The following is a 13,845-nucleotide window of genomic DNA, read 5'->3' on the forward strand; positions in this document are numbered from 1 at the left end:
ATCATGAGTGATAAATTGTTTCAAGAGCAGTTAAGAGAGTCGCCAGGTGTCTACATTTATTTCCTGTCTCTATATTCTGTGGGGGCGGGGGCTCTTTATCTATGGGGATATTGGTCCCCATTCGGTGTTAATATTTTAGAATATGTGAATCTCACAGATATAGTGAAGTCAACAATATATCCCATCGCTTCGACTTTTATTTTTCTAGTACTTGGAGTAATGATGGGGCAATTGGTAGGTGTGGGGCCAGAACTTCCGCCTGGCGAAGGCAGAAACAGTCCTCCTGCACGGTTTATAATCAGGCATAAACGGTTATTGATTTTTCTCTATATTGCCGGGACTTTGATGTTGATGATTTATGGGCCTGTTGAGAAGTGGCTGGGGGCATTGCCAGTTCTGCTCGGAGCTCCTATCGCCTTATATGCGAGCGCCAATAATGTTCTAGCACGTCAAATTCCAGCAGACGGACCTCGTACTTTATGCTTGTTCTTGCTTGCGGCTCTTCCTTTTATTGCTTTCGGTACTGGTCAATTAAGAGCGGCTGCCGTCCTGAACGGGAAAGCATTCGACTATGTAGTTGATAATATTACTATAACGCCTGATGCGAACCCTCTTAAAAGTACCCGCTTCATTGGCCATGCTGGTGATTTCTTTTTTTTCTTGGAGCCAGAAAAACTGATATTGTCGATCTCCAAATTTGATACAGTAAAAACATTGAGGCTCGGTAGATTCGAGCACAAGCGCTAGCGAGTACCCTCGTATTTGGTCTCACTATGTGAGCATAGCTGGCCCGAAAAAATACTTTCGGTGAACTTCGCTTTTGGCCGAAAGCTGTCTGGTCAGGTGTTGACTAACTCCATGCTGTGGGTGGCATGGACATCTTTTGTTCCCATGAAGCCGCAGCGCAGGTAGACGCGTCGCCTTCAGAAGTATCGGTGGAAAGACGCGCCTTCTGAAAGTGATGAGCGGCGTGTGCAACCAACGCTTTTACCAGCGCCTGACCGACATGTTGATTCCTTGCCGCACGTGCCACGTACACTCGCCGTAGCCTGACGGTATTGGACTTATTATAGGGATCAACTGATAGCCCTCCGATTCCTATCACTTGCGGGTTCGAATACGCTGCCATGAGACATTCACCGGACGCGTGAGAAATCTGAAACCTTCTGCAACTGCCTCTCTCTCCAGAGTAAGAACTTCCGCCGGTAGATGCGTAATTTTTTGAATTTCAATTGGTTTCATTCATCGTCCCTGATTCGGTGGGAATCCTTTTGGCTGATCGAGGATGCATCGGGCGCATGCTGTGAGCGATGCTAGTGGCAGCTACCGACGAGAAGCGGTCGTTTAGATGGTGCTAGAAATCGGAAGCTATTCAGTGAGCTGATCCAGCATTTCGGTAATCTCACTCTTGCTCTTGCTCAGTGGAGGTGGTCGTGATGATTAGTGCACCAACGTCCAGTCGAGACGTAAGCACAGCTTGGCGATGGTGCTTCACGATGCAGACGTAGCATTTGTCGGCTAGCCGTGCACGACCAAAGTCCAATCATGCGGCGCCTCTTGTAGCGTCCTGGCACCTCTGGCGAGACTCAGCCGGTGACGAATAGACAGGATACTGGCAAAACGATAGTGTCTACGTCTAGCAGTACCTTAACTGGAGAGCTGGATATGGACGTCTTAGGCATAAAGCTAGAGAATTGCTACGGCATACAACAGCTTGACGCAGTACTTACCTTCAGGGGCAGTCCGAAACAAAAAGGCAGCCCGGAAATCCCGTTTGGCTCTGCCTTCTCCATTTACGCACCAAACGGTTTTCATGAAGACGTCGCTGGCTCGAACATTTCTGGATTTTCAGGAGGGGCGAGACAGCCAGGATTTGATATTCCCTGCGCGTCAAACCAGCAGATCAATCACTTCCGACCCAGCCACACCGATTACTCCTGAATCCCTCTTTGTCATCAGGCCATATGTTGAACGCTATGCGGGTGGTGGTACCTCAACGCTTCTAGTAAATCCGAAGTTGAGGGGCGAATATGAAGAGGCGGTTCGGAATATTGAATCAACTCAGGAAAGTCTGATTAAGGCGTTAAAGGAGATTTCAGGCTGGCCAGGAAAAACATCACCTGCTTCTGAAATTAAAGAGGTGTTCCAGTTCAAGAGTCCATATGATTTCTTTGCAGAGCTAGCGCATGGCTTGGATGGTGATACTCGGTTTTCTGGGTTGTCATATACCGAAATATTTAACGATAAGACAATTGCAGCATTCAAAGCTGGTACGTTGCACGAACAACTTAAAGATTACATTTCAAAAATATCAAGAGCTAGTGGATAATTCTCCATTGCTGAGCAAGAAATTTAACCACACTGGCGCTGCTGACGTATCTAAAAGCCTACAGAGTAATGGGTTCTTTGATGCCAACCATACGCTGAATATTTCGAATGGCGGTGAAAGACTAGAGGTAAGCTCAGCCAAAGACCTGGAGGCGCTTATTGTTGCAGAAAAACAGCGCATCCTAGGGAATAAGGAATTGTCAGAAAAATTTGAAGCCGTTGACAAACAGCTTCAAAAAAACGCAGAGCTTAAAAAATTCCGTGAATACCTTGCTGCGCACCCGGAAATTTTAGCTGAACTCGGTGATTTCAATGGGTTCAGGAAGAAACTGTGGAATTCTTATTTCAATGTCGCCCAAATACCGCTGGGTTCATTTGCTGAGGCCTATGCATCAGCAAAGGATGTAATAGCCGAGACGGCGCGTCAAGCGATGGAGGAAAAGACTAAGTGGACTGCGGTGGTAACCCAGTTCAATGAAAGGTTCTATGTGCCTTTCAAGCTGGTAGTGCAAAATCAGCAAGATGTTATTCTGAAGGGGGAAACTCCGAAGATTGTATTTGAGTTCCAGGATGGGCAGGGCACATGTGGAGTTGAGGAGGATAAGCTTCTTCAAGTTCTCAGTCAGGGTGAAAAGCGTGCTCTGTACATACTCAACGTACTGTTTGAAATTCAGGCCCGACGCGAATCGAATCAGCAAACTTTGCTGATAGTTGACGATATAGCTGATTCATTTGACTATAAAAATAAATACGCAATTATTGAGTACTTCAACGAAATATCCAAAGTGCCATTTTTTAGGCTGGTTTTCTTGACGCACAATTTCGATTTTCATCGCACAGTTTGTAGTCGCCTGCAAATTGCTAGGAGTCGAAAGTTATTTGCTAAGAAAAATCAGGGCGCTTTGAGTTTCGTACAAGAAAAGTATCAAAAGAACCCATTCACAACATGGAAGAATGGCTTAGAAAAAAACTCAGCCTATTTAGTGGCAAGCATCCCGTTTGTACGAAATCTAGCCGAATACTGTCATGGTGCTGGTAGCCCGATTTTTTTGATGCTGACATCACTGTTGCATATTAAATCCGATAGCAAAACATTAACTATAAAAGACTTAGAGGTTTCCTTTAAAGCCACATTGCTTGATCAGCCAAATCTATCTCTAAAAAATTCAGCAGGATCTGCGTTGCAGCTTATTTATGATGAGGCGGATGCCTTAGCGGCTAGAGCTGATGACGATGTCGAGTTAGAGTCAAAAGTTATTTTATCAATTGGTATTCGTCTCAAAGCTGAAGAGTTTATGATCGCTAAAATTAACGACTCGGTATTTTGTCGATGCCATCAGCAGCAACCAGACATTTGAGTTGTATAGTAGGTTTGCGTCTAAATTTTCCGTCGCTAGCGACCAAATAATGGTGCTATCTCAGGTCAATCTGATGACGCCGGAAAATATCCATTTGAACTCGTTCATGTACGAGCCGATTTTGGATATGTCAGCGCTTCACCTTTATGATTTATATGGGAAGGTAAAGGCTCTGGTTTGAATTGTCGCCAATGCTGAGGCTTACTGGATGCTGACGCCTGAAGCTATCCGCTTGCTTTCGATTATTCAAACTACTAATACTCATCTTAATTGCGATTTAAAGAGACGAAAATGTCATTTGAAAAAAACTCTGATGGTTTTGACGAATCCAGAGCTGCGCAGCGACTTCTTAATGCCTGGAAGGCAATGAGAGAGGGGAAACTGAGGTTCCCACCATCATTACAATCCCATGCAGATGAGCTATTAGCTGCACCTCTCTGACGGCGATTGGATTGGTAGATACGCAAGGTATGTCCAGAGAGGCAATATTGATGGCTACCAGTTTTGGCGCAGCGCTGTCGATACAAGTAGAAAAACAGTTGAAGGAGAATGATGATCAGCTACTAACTAGCATGAACGAAGTTCAAGTTGAACTGTTTGCCTTATTCAGCGCACTATTTGCTGCATTGACAGGTCGTGCGATCGAGCTTGTCGTAGGTCTGGGAGAGATCAAGGAGCGGATGATGTGGCGCATTGAACATCAGCCAGACCTGTTCGCTAAAACCGTAAACCAAGCAACAGGAGAGTTAGGTGAGTTTTATAATCACCACTCCATAAATATTTACCAGCGAGCAAAAAGTTTTGGTGGGATGAGATTGGTTACGGGGGGGCAACGGTTATTTGGTCCATCCGCACTCAACGCCGTTCGCATAACCGGTCTTTATGCAGATACACAACTAATACCAGATCCTGTATATCCATTCATAAGCTCAGATTTAAAGCTAAATGCTGCGCCTTTACAACTTGCGATTCAGCTCTTTCATATTCTGCAGTTACGCCCGTTAGTGGATGCAAGATTTCCGGTGCCAGCTGTTTTTATTTTTCCCAGTTTTGAGGAACCCTTGGAACAAAACGATGCACATACTAAGTTAGGTCTTGAAGAGTTGTCGATTCGACTGATTTCTCCAATTTGCCGAGGACAGATTCATTCGTTGGAGGAACTCTTCGAGTATTCAACTAAACAAGAAACAGCATTTCTTGAGGCGCTTATGCCATCAGGATTGTTTATTCCTCCAGGAGGGGAGCCGGGCATTTCACTTAGCGCCAGCGAAGCAGCGAGCCAGTACCTCAAAGAGCTCGAGGGAGTACGCTCACCCCATGTTCTGGATCAAATGAAACACATGCCCATCGGCCCTCTGCTTCTCAATGGCGTTCTGGAGCGATTACGACCCCAATACCATTTATTTGAAAACTCGAACGAGCTTGGGGCGCAAGCGCTACTTTCGCAACGTGTTCACTGGCACTATTTTGAAAAAATCGCCCAAGCAAATGCAACAGATCTTCGTTCACAAAATGTGATTTCTGATCAAGCATTTCAGACGCTCCATGCAGTCCAGGATAACAGCCTATCTTGGCTGGCTAATATCCCCGTAACAACTCTTGTCCAGCTAATTTCGAACAACGAACATCGGTGGCTTCGAGAGGAACTCAACAAATACACAAGCCAACTAGCGTCCGCAGGACCCATTGATACGAATGAAATGATCAAAGAGGTTAGCCACGGCCTCGCTTCGCTAGTACAGCGTCAACGCAAGAGTCTTAATGATATTGAATTAAGATATGCACCGAAGAAAGCCGCAGTCCTTACAGGCGGCGTCATAGGCGCGGGCCTGGTAGCATCAGCAGTCATGCTTCCCTTGCTCTCACCACTCCTTGCAGTAGGTGTTCCCGCAGTTGCACTGGCAGGAGCAGCTAGTGGTGCACTAATCGGTTTTGGTAAGGAAAAAATAGGTGAAGTCGTTGAGAAGCGCCACGCGGGTAAGTCTATGCTTGGCGTGCTGGCCACAGCCCGACCTAGTTAATATACATATGGTCAGTATCTGGATGCGGTCGGCACATCCGCTGCCCTATATAACTAGTTGGAGCGACATCCTGGGGGCAGGTCGAACCGGTAAAGGGCCGACACTGCCTCATTCGTTTTTAGAGTTTCGAGCGCCCAAGTTTTCGCGCTAACCATTAGTTTCCTGATTTAGCTACTCGCGACATCGTTATTCTCCCGCCTTCAGCGGTGCTCTCATTAACCGCTTTTTCTTTTGAGCTGGAGGTCAATAAAATCAAGCTCTGCCTTGATTGCATCAATCGTGAGCGTCTCAACTTTGGTGTTCTTATTTTCTCTTGCGTTGAGCTTTTTCACTCCAGCCATTCCGACAATTATCCCGTTCAAATGCAGCTTTCGGGCCTTTAGGTCATCAGGCATCTGAGCACTGTTCTGTGGTGGTTTATTCATGGTTAGACCGATGGTTGGCCCAAAGCAACCGCCTTTGCTGGTTGCTTAGGGGAGGTTTAGGTTACGCCGGCAGTAGGTCAAGCAGGCTGTGCTGATGTGAGCGATCCACGAGCTCTCGCCAGGTCCAGCTTCCGAAGTGCTCGCCCTGTTCAGGGATCTCCAGCTTCATCAGTGCAATCGGGTCTCGACTAATCAGTTGTCGTGCAGCCCACAGCTTGCCGCCGGTCTCCAGCAGTGCTTTCGCGGCCTCGTTCCATTGTTCTTCCAGCACAGTGTTCGCCAGGTGAGCCGCTTTGTTCTCGATCTTGGCGCGTTCCTTTTGTGCCTCTGTGATATGCAGATCAATCGTCACCAGCTCCTGCTCCAGTGCAGTGATGAGCAGTTGTTGGCGGCGGTGATGCTCAACTGCCGCCGTGAGGTTTTTTGCTGCCTTTTGAGCTTCTGCGTTAGCCGCTTTTTCGCCCTCTACATCGCCCCAGGCGACAGCCTGTGCATAAGCGGTGGCCGCTTCCGTTTCAGCTTGTCGAGCTTTTGCCATGTCTTCCTGATCGCTCTGGCGGACCTGCTGCAACCGGGTCTCGATGCTGCTGCGCTTTTCGTTGAGTTCCATCTCGTCGGCTTTCCAGTTCGCCATATCGCTGAGGTATCCCGCAGCCAAGCTCTCACGGTTTGCCAATCTCTCAAGGCGAAGAATCTTTTGATTCAGGTTGCTGATCTCCAGATTTCGCGAGTCGATGCGTCTTTTGTGATCGTTGATTTCATCCTGCACGGCTCGTTGACGGCCCTGCTGGATAACCTCCGGGCTTTCCAGCGCCTCTTCGAAGGGAGCCAGGTCACCCTGAATGCTCTCCACTTCGAGGGTCAGTTGGTCGCGGCGGTCTTTCAATTCTTGGATAGTGTTCATCTGTATTGTCTCTGGGTACTGCGGTTAATAGGGATGGTTGTCGAATGGCTGGCAAGGCCGGTAATGAGCCGGCGCTACCTCGATCAGCAGACTTGCCGTCAGGCGGCCTTGGCCTCGCCTTCGTCCGTTCCTGGAACCGTCTTCACCACATAGCAGCGTTGAGGCCCTAATCCGGGCAGGCGGATCAAGCTGTACGCCTTGCCGTCACTTCCCGGCTCAAGCACGCCCCGTTGCAGCAACTCCTTGTTCACCGCACTGATGTTCATGCCCTTAAAAATCTCGGCCCTCCAGGCTTCAGGCAGCACGTAGTAGGTGTTGGTGGTGTGCAGGGCATCGCCCATGCCGTGTTCCAGGGTCTTGCGAAAGCCCAACCGATCAATCGTGCGTGGGCCGTGTTCATCGATCTTGGCGGCGGCAGATTCCCAACGGGTGAAGCGGCTTTCTCCAAAGCGCTCGATGACCTGGCGCAGCCGCGCCACAATCGCATCCCCCTCAAAGTTACCGGCGCCGCCACGTTCGGCCAGCCACGCATGCAGGCAAACCCGTGCAGCAGTCGTGGCTGTACCATCAGGCCAACCTGTGACGCCGAAGGCGGTGGCCAACTCTCCGGCCGCTGCCGCAAGGCCAAAGCGAAGGGCGGCACGTTGGGCTTGCCCACTGGCCGATGCGGGTAGGTTTTGAGTGATGAACTGTTCCACCGTGCGGCGAATGATCACCGTCCATCTGAGCATTTCGCCAGGCGCGCACAGAGAGTGCAGGAAGGCGGTGAGGGGGGTTCCGTAGTATTTGGCGACACGGGCCTTGAGCGCATCGGAGAGGGCGGCCGCATCCTCAAAACCGTTCAGCACATCGAACATGCCGAGGCCTTTGCTGGCATCCGCAGGCACGGCGAGCATGCGCACCTCCATACCGGCTTTCAGCTCCTTGTTGGCATCTGCCATGTGCTGCGCCAACGTCTTCTCGCCGGTCGAGAGGAATAGCAAGCGCCACTCCTGCACCTGTCGGCCCGCTTGTCCTCGATCATTCGCCCGGGCCTTACCGGTGCCGTTACCGAGCATGTAAACCGTCTCGCCAATGATGCGTGGGTCACACATGCCAATTTCATCCAGCACCAGGAGCCCGTCTGAATGGGCGGCTGCGATGGACTCCAGGGCGTTATCTGTCGAGCGCCATGAGCGCACTAGACGCGGCCCGCCATAAACCGATGCAGCGACTTGCAGGTGAGTGGTCTTGCCCCCGGAGCTGTCGCCGTAGAGATGGAAGCCGCCCGACTCATGCCCGAGTAGGTTGAGCAGAGGTCCTGCAAAAGCCACAGAGACGACAAATGCCAAGCGGTGGTTGCCAACGCACAGTGCCGCGATTTGCTGCTGCCATTGCTCCAGAGAGCCCGCTTCGCTGATTGGTGGAAGCTGCGCACCGGCTTCATAAAAATGCAGGTGTTCGGCGTGCGAACCGATTTGCTGTTCCGGCAAAAGGAAAGCGTTGTCGTGCCACCCCAGGCGCGTTACCAAGCGTGCGCGCTGGGCACTGTCGAAGCCTCCGAGGTAACTCTGCAGGTCGTTGCGGGCATTGCGTCCTGATCGACTTCCTGCAAGGCGCAGGCCCATGTCTACCAGCGGGCCGAGTACGTCCTTGCCGAAGTCGCCGGTCATCGTCCGAGCAGGAATGTTCCAACGTTTTTTGGCGCCGTCCGGGTCATCGAACTCAACCAACAAACCCCAGTTGTGGCCCTTGTCGTCACGAGTGCGGGCGATGATTTCCAGAGGCGAGCACACGGGGCGCGCCTCGCCATCATCGCCGGAATAAAAGACCCCTTCAGGCGTCAGGCGAAAGCCGCCTGGCAACAGGTCGGTTTTCGATTTGGCAGGGCGTTTGGCGGGCGCTTTGGCCTTCTGTTCTTGAGGCTCAGTGGGCTCAGTGGCACCGCCGAAAAACTCGCCGCTGCGCACCAGCTCGGCGACGTGGTCTGCGGTCCAGCCTTTGGCTAATGCATCCGCTGCATCATCGCCATCCGCCCATTTTCCACCCTTGATGAGCGTCGGTTTGCTGCCTTTGCTGCTTGGCTTGAGCTTAAACACGTCGAGCGAGATTCGTTGCACTGAAGCGGCGCCCAGCTCAATCAGCTTGAGCTCGATGGCGTCCATGCACGCTGTGCCGCTAGCATCGTTATCCGGCCACAGCACCACAGCGCGCCCTTTGAGTGGTGTCAGGTTGGCTTTGTGCCAGGAGTTGGAGCCGTTCGGCCAGCACGTGGCTACGTGGTCGGGCATCAGTTCAGCGGCGGCGTCAGCAGCCTTTTCGCCTTCACACAGCACCACAGTCGCATCGACACGCTGTGCCAGGTCATCCAGGCGCAGCAATGGCCGAGGCTCAGGCAATCCTTGCCAGCGCCATTGCGTGGTTTGTCCATCGGAGCGCTTGCACCAGGTCAACGGCGCAAAGACCTTTCGCGGTTTGCCGTCTTCATCTGGGCCCAGGTCGAAGCGATACTGCGCCATGACCGGTTGGCCCTGTGCATCGCGATAGATCCACACCTTTGACGGAACACCGTGTTGCCGGTGTCTGGCTGGGCACTTGTTCATGGCCTCGGCCGGGATCGGCTGAATTGCGATCCACTCCGGCGTTGCGCTCTTGGCCGGTGCGCTTTTGGTAGTCGCAGAACCTGCGGAAACACTGAGCAGATCCGCAAGCTTTTTGCAGGCCTCAACGTCCGTGCCGCCGTCGATGTAGCGCACTAGGTCGATCAGGTCGCCGCCCTTATCGCCGGTGGCAAAATCCGCCCAGGTGCCTTTGCTCAAATTGACCTTGAGCGAGCCTGCACGTTTGTCCGTGCGCGTGGGGTTTGGTGCGGTGTATTCCTTGCCGCCGTCGACGCGTTTGCCATTTGGCAGCCAATGAGTAAGGACGCGGTCGATGTTCTTCAGGGCAGTGCTTTTTACGTCGGCAAAGCTGGGGCGTTTTGAGGTGTTGCCGGTGCGCTGAGTCATGGTGCGATCCTCGACTCAAGCAACGCCTCGTTCACGTCGTCGATCAGCGCCTTAGCCATCTCGCCGAGGTAGAACGCAGGCCAACTAAAACGCTCGCCCGCATCGCTGATGGCGGCGTCGAGGATCAGTTGATTGGCGTGGTGCAGAGTCTGGGAGACGGCTTCAAGTGCGTCCTCTAGCGGGATACCAGCATTCACCGGAAACAGGTTTTGGCCGTTACCGTTGGCAGGGGAAAACTCGGACCGTCCAAGCGTGCTTGAGTGGGTCACAGCGCACCGCCTTTCTGGCTCATTGGCACAGAGGAGGCATCACCGTACATGGTGAGTGTTTTGATCAAGCCTAAGGTGCCGCGTACGTCCCAAATAACTGACGACAGCACGCGGTTGGAAAGCAGGGGTTTATCGCCGTCTAAGTGATCTTCCAACAGCATGAGAACTGAATCGGCACGGTCGAGCGCACAGGTGATGGCGTCGATAGGCAGACCGGCTTCGGCGTCTTGGCTGACGCAGAGGAGATCCTCGGGTAGTGCAAAGCCTGGGAGCATGCTCATTGGGCACCCCCAGCGGCTTCCAGAGCTCGCGCTTTGGACATATGGACGTTATAACGGGAGAGGCGTGTAGCGAGGCTGGAGTTGGCATGTAAAGCGGAGAGAGCCATTGCTCGATGAGCAGCGGCGCGAATTTTGGACGGATTGAGGGCGTGTTTCATCTGTGTAGCTCCTTGATTTGAGGAGCTGCCACGTTCGTTACCAAGCGAATGGGTGGCAGCTGTGCGCAGGTTGGTAAACCGGGAATCAAGGAACCCGGCAGGCACGAATGCCTCCCACGCACAGCCGCCATAACACGTAACTGCGGGCACAAAAAAAGCGCCTGCAATCGTAATGGGGGCGCTGTTGCGCCTTGATTTCGTCGGGTTACCAAGCCCGTTCGCTGAATTTGCAGCGACTACCGGAGAGTAACGTCCGTTTTTTGAAAGCGCAACCGTGCGGATCACTTGCGGATTTTTTCGGTGAAGAATAAATTGCTCAGGCATGCAGATTTACCTCAACGCCTCCGGTTGCCGCCGGAGGCGTTTTCGTTTCAGGCATTGGCTTCCCAGCGCAGGGAGAGCAGTGGGAGGAAGTCGCCGTCGAGGCAAGATCGTGCATCTTCGTAAGCGTCGATTTGTTGCCCTTCATCTACGATCACTGCACGCGGGGCTTCGTTGGGTACTGACAGTGCGCACCAGGTGCCGTCAGCCCATCGCATGACTAGAACTACTCGATTCAGGTGTTTTTGTTGCGTTCTGTGACGCTCAAAACGTTGCATCCACCGCGACGAGAAACCGACTTTTCTGAGTGCAGAAAAGGGCTGCAAAATGGCCTTGTTAGCGACACGATTAGTCATGCCGCCACCCGGTCGCGGGCCGCGATACGCGCCCGTGTCCAATTCAAAATTTCGGCTAATACCCAAGCGACCGGAGCCCCACGCGCATTGCTATCGGTGAGCTTCACGGCTTGCGGAAAGCCGCTATCTGGCTGGCTCATAAGTTTGTAAACCGTTGCGCGGGCGATACCTGTCAGGGCTATGACTTGATTGATGCGTATCAGCGTGGCGGCCGGATCGAACTGTCCCAGTTCCGTATGATGCGCGCTGATCGGCAAGCATGCGGATCCGCTAGGGGCCTTTTGGTGACTTTCTCGTGGAGTGGAGGGGGCAAGCCCCACAACTTTTGCAGATTGCTTTGGGGTGCTCATCAGGTCCTGTCTCCAGCGGTTTTTGCAGGTGAGCGCAGTTGGGTTTCAAGCCACGCGACCACGTCTTGGGAGCGATAACGAACCCGAGACCCGGTTTTGATATAGGGAAGTGAGTTGCTGCGAGAACTTCGCCAGGCGGCAAGCGTTCGGCTGGACAGACCTAGTGCATTAGCGACTTGGTCGGTAGTGAGCAAACAAGCAGGGGTGAGAGAGGTAGTGGAGTGGTCTGAAGTGTCGTGAGGCTGCATAGCGCGTTTCCTGTCGTAGTTCGTACAGGCCCCAGCTATGTAAACGATTTTCTATTTTTTAAAAGTTTTATTTTTATAGTTTTCGAAGCAGGTTTTATGGATAAGACAATTTAATTGAGCAAGATCGCAGCAAGGTTTCAGTTTTTTTCGGGGCTGTCCTACCTTGCCATACTGGTTTTCTATACAGTTGAAAATCGGAAAGTGAGAAATGAAACCCGGTGAGGTCCCGACGAACGGTAGTCCCCTGCGCCCCTTCTGGTAGTCCGATAACAGCGGCCCCTCCTTAGCGTGGGGCGACCAATAAGAGATGGCCGCCAGAGGTTTTGGGCGCCTTAGGCGTAACACGCTTTTGACGCGTAACACATGATGTACGGATCTCTTTTAATACGTGTTACGCAAGAAATATTAAATAAAATCAATTGGTTGATCGGATGCGTAACGTGCGTAACACCAGTAACATCGATTTTTGATGGGTATGGGGTTGGCGTATTCAACCCGCCTTTCCAAACCTTCCCTGAATAATGTTGCCATCTACTAGCTCATCCAGATGATCTGCGTACCACTGCATCATCACTCTGCGCTGAGGTAGGTAAACCGCCTTGTTGTACACCCCTGCAATTCCTTCCTTTGCGTGAGAGAGCTGGGCCTCAATGTGATTCTCATCGAAACCCTGCTCATTGAGTATGGTGCTCGCGATGTGACGAAAGCCGTGGCCTGTTTGCCGACCCGCATATCCCAGTCTGCGGAGCGCCATTAGAAAGACGGTGTTGCTACGCGGGATTGTCCTGTCTTTCCTGCCTGGAAATAGGAGAGGGTACGCACCTGTCAGTGTTCGTAACTCTGTGAGCGCTTCAATTGCCTGTCGAGAGAGAGGCACCACATGTTCGCGACGACGTTTCATTCGCTCGGCTGGGATCGTCCATAGCTTTTTGGAGAGGTCGATTTCTGACCAGCGTGCTTCTCGGATCTCGCTCGGGCGCGATGCTAATAAGGAAAGCAAGCGAAGCCCTATACGAACGTCCTTTGCGTGAGGGTAGGAGTTGATCGCTCGAAGTAGCGCAGGCAGTTCTTCAATCGAAACGTGTGCATAGTTTTCAGCGCTACGTGATTGCAAGAATTTGCTGAGGCCTTCAAGGGGGTTGTGGACGGCTCGTCCTGTTACGCGGGCCAGGTCATAGATCTCTTTGCAAAAGGCACGAACTCGGCCCATTTGTTCAATGATCCCTTTCTGCTCCATGCCGCGTAGAAACTCCATCCATTCCAGGGGCAATATTTCTGTGTACACGCGTTTGCCGAAGACGGGGAACACATGAAGCTCAAGTGCGCCAAGCACTCGTCGAGACGTACCTGATTCCCAGCTTGTGCGTCTGGCCTCAAACCACTCGCGGCCTAGCGCTTCAAAGGTGTTGTTGGCAGCAACCTGGTCTGCAACCTTGCGAGCTTGCTTGCTCACCAAAGGATTTTTGCCAGTCGATGCATCATCCCTCAGCTGAGCTGCTTTCTGTCTCGCTAATGAGCCACTGATTTCCGGGTAGCCGCCGAGACCCAGCCACGACCATTTCCCGTCTGGCTTTTTGTAGCGCAGCTCCCACGATTTTTGCCCGTTAGGTTTCACCCGAAAGTACAGACCATTCCCGTCCTGCTCCCGATAAGTAGTGTGCTCGGGCTCCAGGCCTGCGAGCGTGGTGTCTGCTAAGGGGCGGCGTTTGATTTCAGAGCGCTTCACTTCCTGTATGCCTCCAGTTATAGGAATCTCAAAGCATACACGTGGGCATACACGGCGGGAAGTTATAGGGGTGGACAGGGATGGATAGCCAGAAACAAGAAAACCCGCACAGG

The 13,845-nt window shown here is 52.1% G+C and carries 14 protein-coding genes and 1 pseudogene; 4 read left to right on the top strand and 11 right to left on the bottom strand.

Going from position 1 to position 13,845, the window contains the following annotated elements; all coding sequences use genetic code 11:
- Positions 1-3 precede the first annotated feature (3 nt).
- On the top strand, positions 4-747 hold the full coding sequence (locus tag PSH87_RS00890; protein WP_305432119.1) for a hypothetical protein: 744 nt from the start codon (positions 4-6) through the stop codon (positions 745-747).
- Positions 748-839: 92 nt separating this feature from the next.
- Here the strand turns inward: PSH87_RS00890 and PSH87_RS00895 are convergent.
- Positions 840-1,242, bottom strand: a pseudogene (locus tag PSH87_RS00895) (GNAT family N-acetyltransferase).
- A gap of 571 nt (positions 1,243-1,813) precedes the next feature.
- Here PSH87_RS00895 and PSH87_RS00900 point away from each other — a divergent pair.
- The 3 genes from PSH87_RS00900 (at position 1,814) to PSH87_RS00910 (ending at position 5,707) form a co-directional block, all read left to right on the top strand.
- The gene (locus PSH87_RS00900) at positions 1,814-2,329 is read left to right on the top strand and encodes a hypothetical protein (protein WP_305432120.1); all 516 of its coding nucleotides are present in this window, start codon (positions 1,814-1,816) and stop codon (positions 2,327-2,329) included.
- 7 nt (positions 2,330-2,336) lie between these two features.
- Entirely contained in the window at positions 2,337-3,686 is a 1,350-nt protein-coding gene (locus tag PSH87_RS00905; protein ID WP_305432122.1) for a hypothetical protein, read from the top strand.
- Between the two features lie 491 nt (positions 3,687-4,177).
- Positions 4,178-5,707: a hypothetical protein gene (locus PSH87_RS00910; RefSeq protein ID WP_305432124.1), complete on the top strand. Its 1,530-nt coding sequence runs from the start codon at positions 4,178-4,180 to the stop codon at positions 5,705-5,707.
- A gap of 215 nt (positions 5,708-5,922) precedes the next feature.
- Here the strand turns inward: PSH87_RS00910 and PSH87_RS00915 are convergent, their stop codons facing one another.
- The 10 genes from PSH87_RS00915 to PSH87_RS00960 form a co-directional block, all read right to left on the bottom strand.
- Entirely contained in the window at positions 5,923-6,132 is a 210-nt protein-coding gene (locus PSH87_RS00915; protein WP_305432126.1) for a hypothetical protein, read from the bottom strand.
- A 61-nt stretch (positions 6,133-6,193) separates the two neighbouring features.
- Positions 6,194-7,036 carry a chromosome segregation protein SMC gene (locus PSH87_RS00920; protein ID WP_305432127.1) on the bottom strand — a complete coding sequence of 281 codons (843 nt, stop codon included), beginning with the start codon at positions 7,034-7,036 and terminating at the stop codon, positions 6,194-6,196.
- A 98-nt stretch (positions 7,037-7,134) separates the two neighbouring features.
- Positions 7,135-10,023, bottom strand: coding sequence for a DUF927 domain-containing protein (locus PSH87_RS00925; RefSeq protein WP_305432129.1), 2,889 nt, complete (start codon positions 10,021-10,023; stop codon positions 7,135-7,137).
- A complete protein-coding gene (locus tag PSH87_RS00930) occupies positions 10,020-10,292 on the bottom strand; it encodes a DUF3077 domain-containing protein (RefSeq protein ID WP_305432131.1) in 273 nt (90 codons plus the stop codon). The genes PSH87_RS00925 and PSH87_RS00930 overlap by 4 nt, the downstream gene beginning before the upstream one ends.
- Positions 10,289-10,573 (bottom strand): hypothetical protein, encoded by a 285-nt coding sequence (locus PSH87_RS00935; protein ID WP_305432132.1) that lies wholly within the window; start codon positions 10,571-10,573, stop codon positions 10,289-10,291. The genes PSH87_RS00930 and PSH87_RS00935 overlap by 4 nt, the downstream gene beginning before the upstream one ends.
- Positions 10,570-11,055 carry a hypothetical protein gene (locus PSH87_RS00940; RefSeq protein ID WP_157806804.1) on the bottom strand — a complete coding sequence of 162 codons (486 nt, stop codon included), beginning with the start codon at positions 11,053-11,055 and terminating at the stop codon, positions 10,570-10,572. The genes PSH87_RS00935 and PSH87_RS00940 overlap by 4 nt, the downstream gene beginning before the upstream one ends.
- A gap of 47 nt (positions 11,056-11,102) precedes the next feature.
- Positions 11,103-11,408 carry a hypothetical protein gene (locus tag PSH87_RS00945; protein ID WP_305432134.1) on the bottom strand — a complete coding sequence of 102 codons (306 nt, stop codon included), beginning with the start codon at positions 11,406-11,408 and terminating at the stop codon, positions 11,103-11,105.
- Positions 11,405-11,665, bottom strand: coding sequence for an AlpA family transcriptional regulator (locus PSH87_RS00950; RefSeq protein WP_305432135.1), 261 nt, complete (start codon positions 11,663-11,665; stop codon positions 11,405-11,407). Before PSH87_RS00950 ends, PSH87_RS00945 begins: the two co-directional genes overlap by 4 nt.
- Positions 11,666-11,757: 92 nt before the next feature.
- Positions 11,758-12,006 (bottom strand): helix-turn-helix domain-containing protein, encoded by a 249-nt coding sequence (locus PSH87_RS00955; RefSeq protein WP_083207084.1) that lies wholly within the window; start codon positions 12,004-12,006, stop codon positions 11,758-11,760.
- Positions 12,007-12,496: 490 nt separating this feature from the next.
- Entirely contained in the window at positions 12,497-13,732 is a 1,236-nt protein-coding gene (locus PSH87_RS00960; RefSeq protein WP_305432136.1) for a tyrosine-type recombinase/integrase, read from the bottom strand.
- Positions 13,733-13,845: the final 113 nt, after the last annotated feature.

This window comes from Pseudomonas sp. FP453 (assembly GCF_030687495.1).
Lineage (GTDB): Bacteria > Pseudomonadota > Gammaproteobacteria > Pseudomonadales > Pseudomonadaceae > Aquipseudomonas.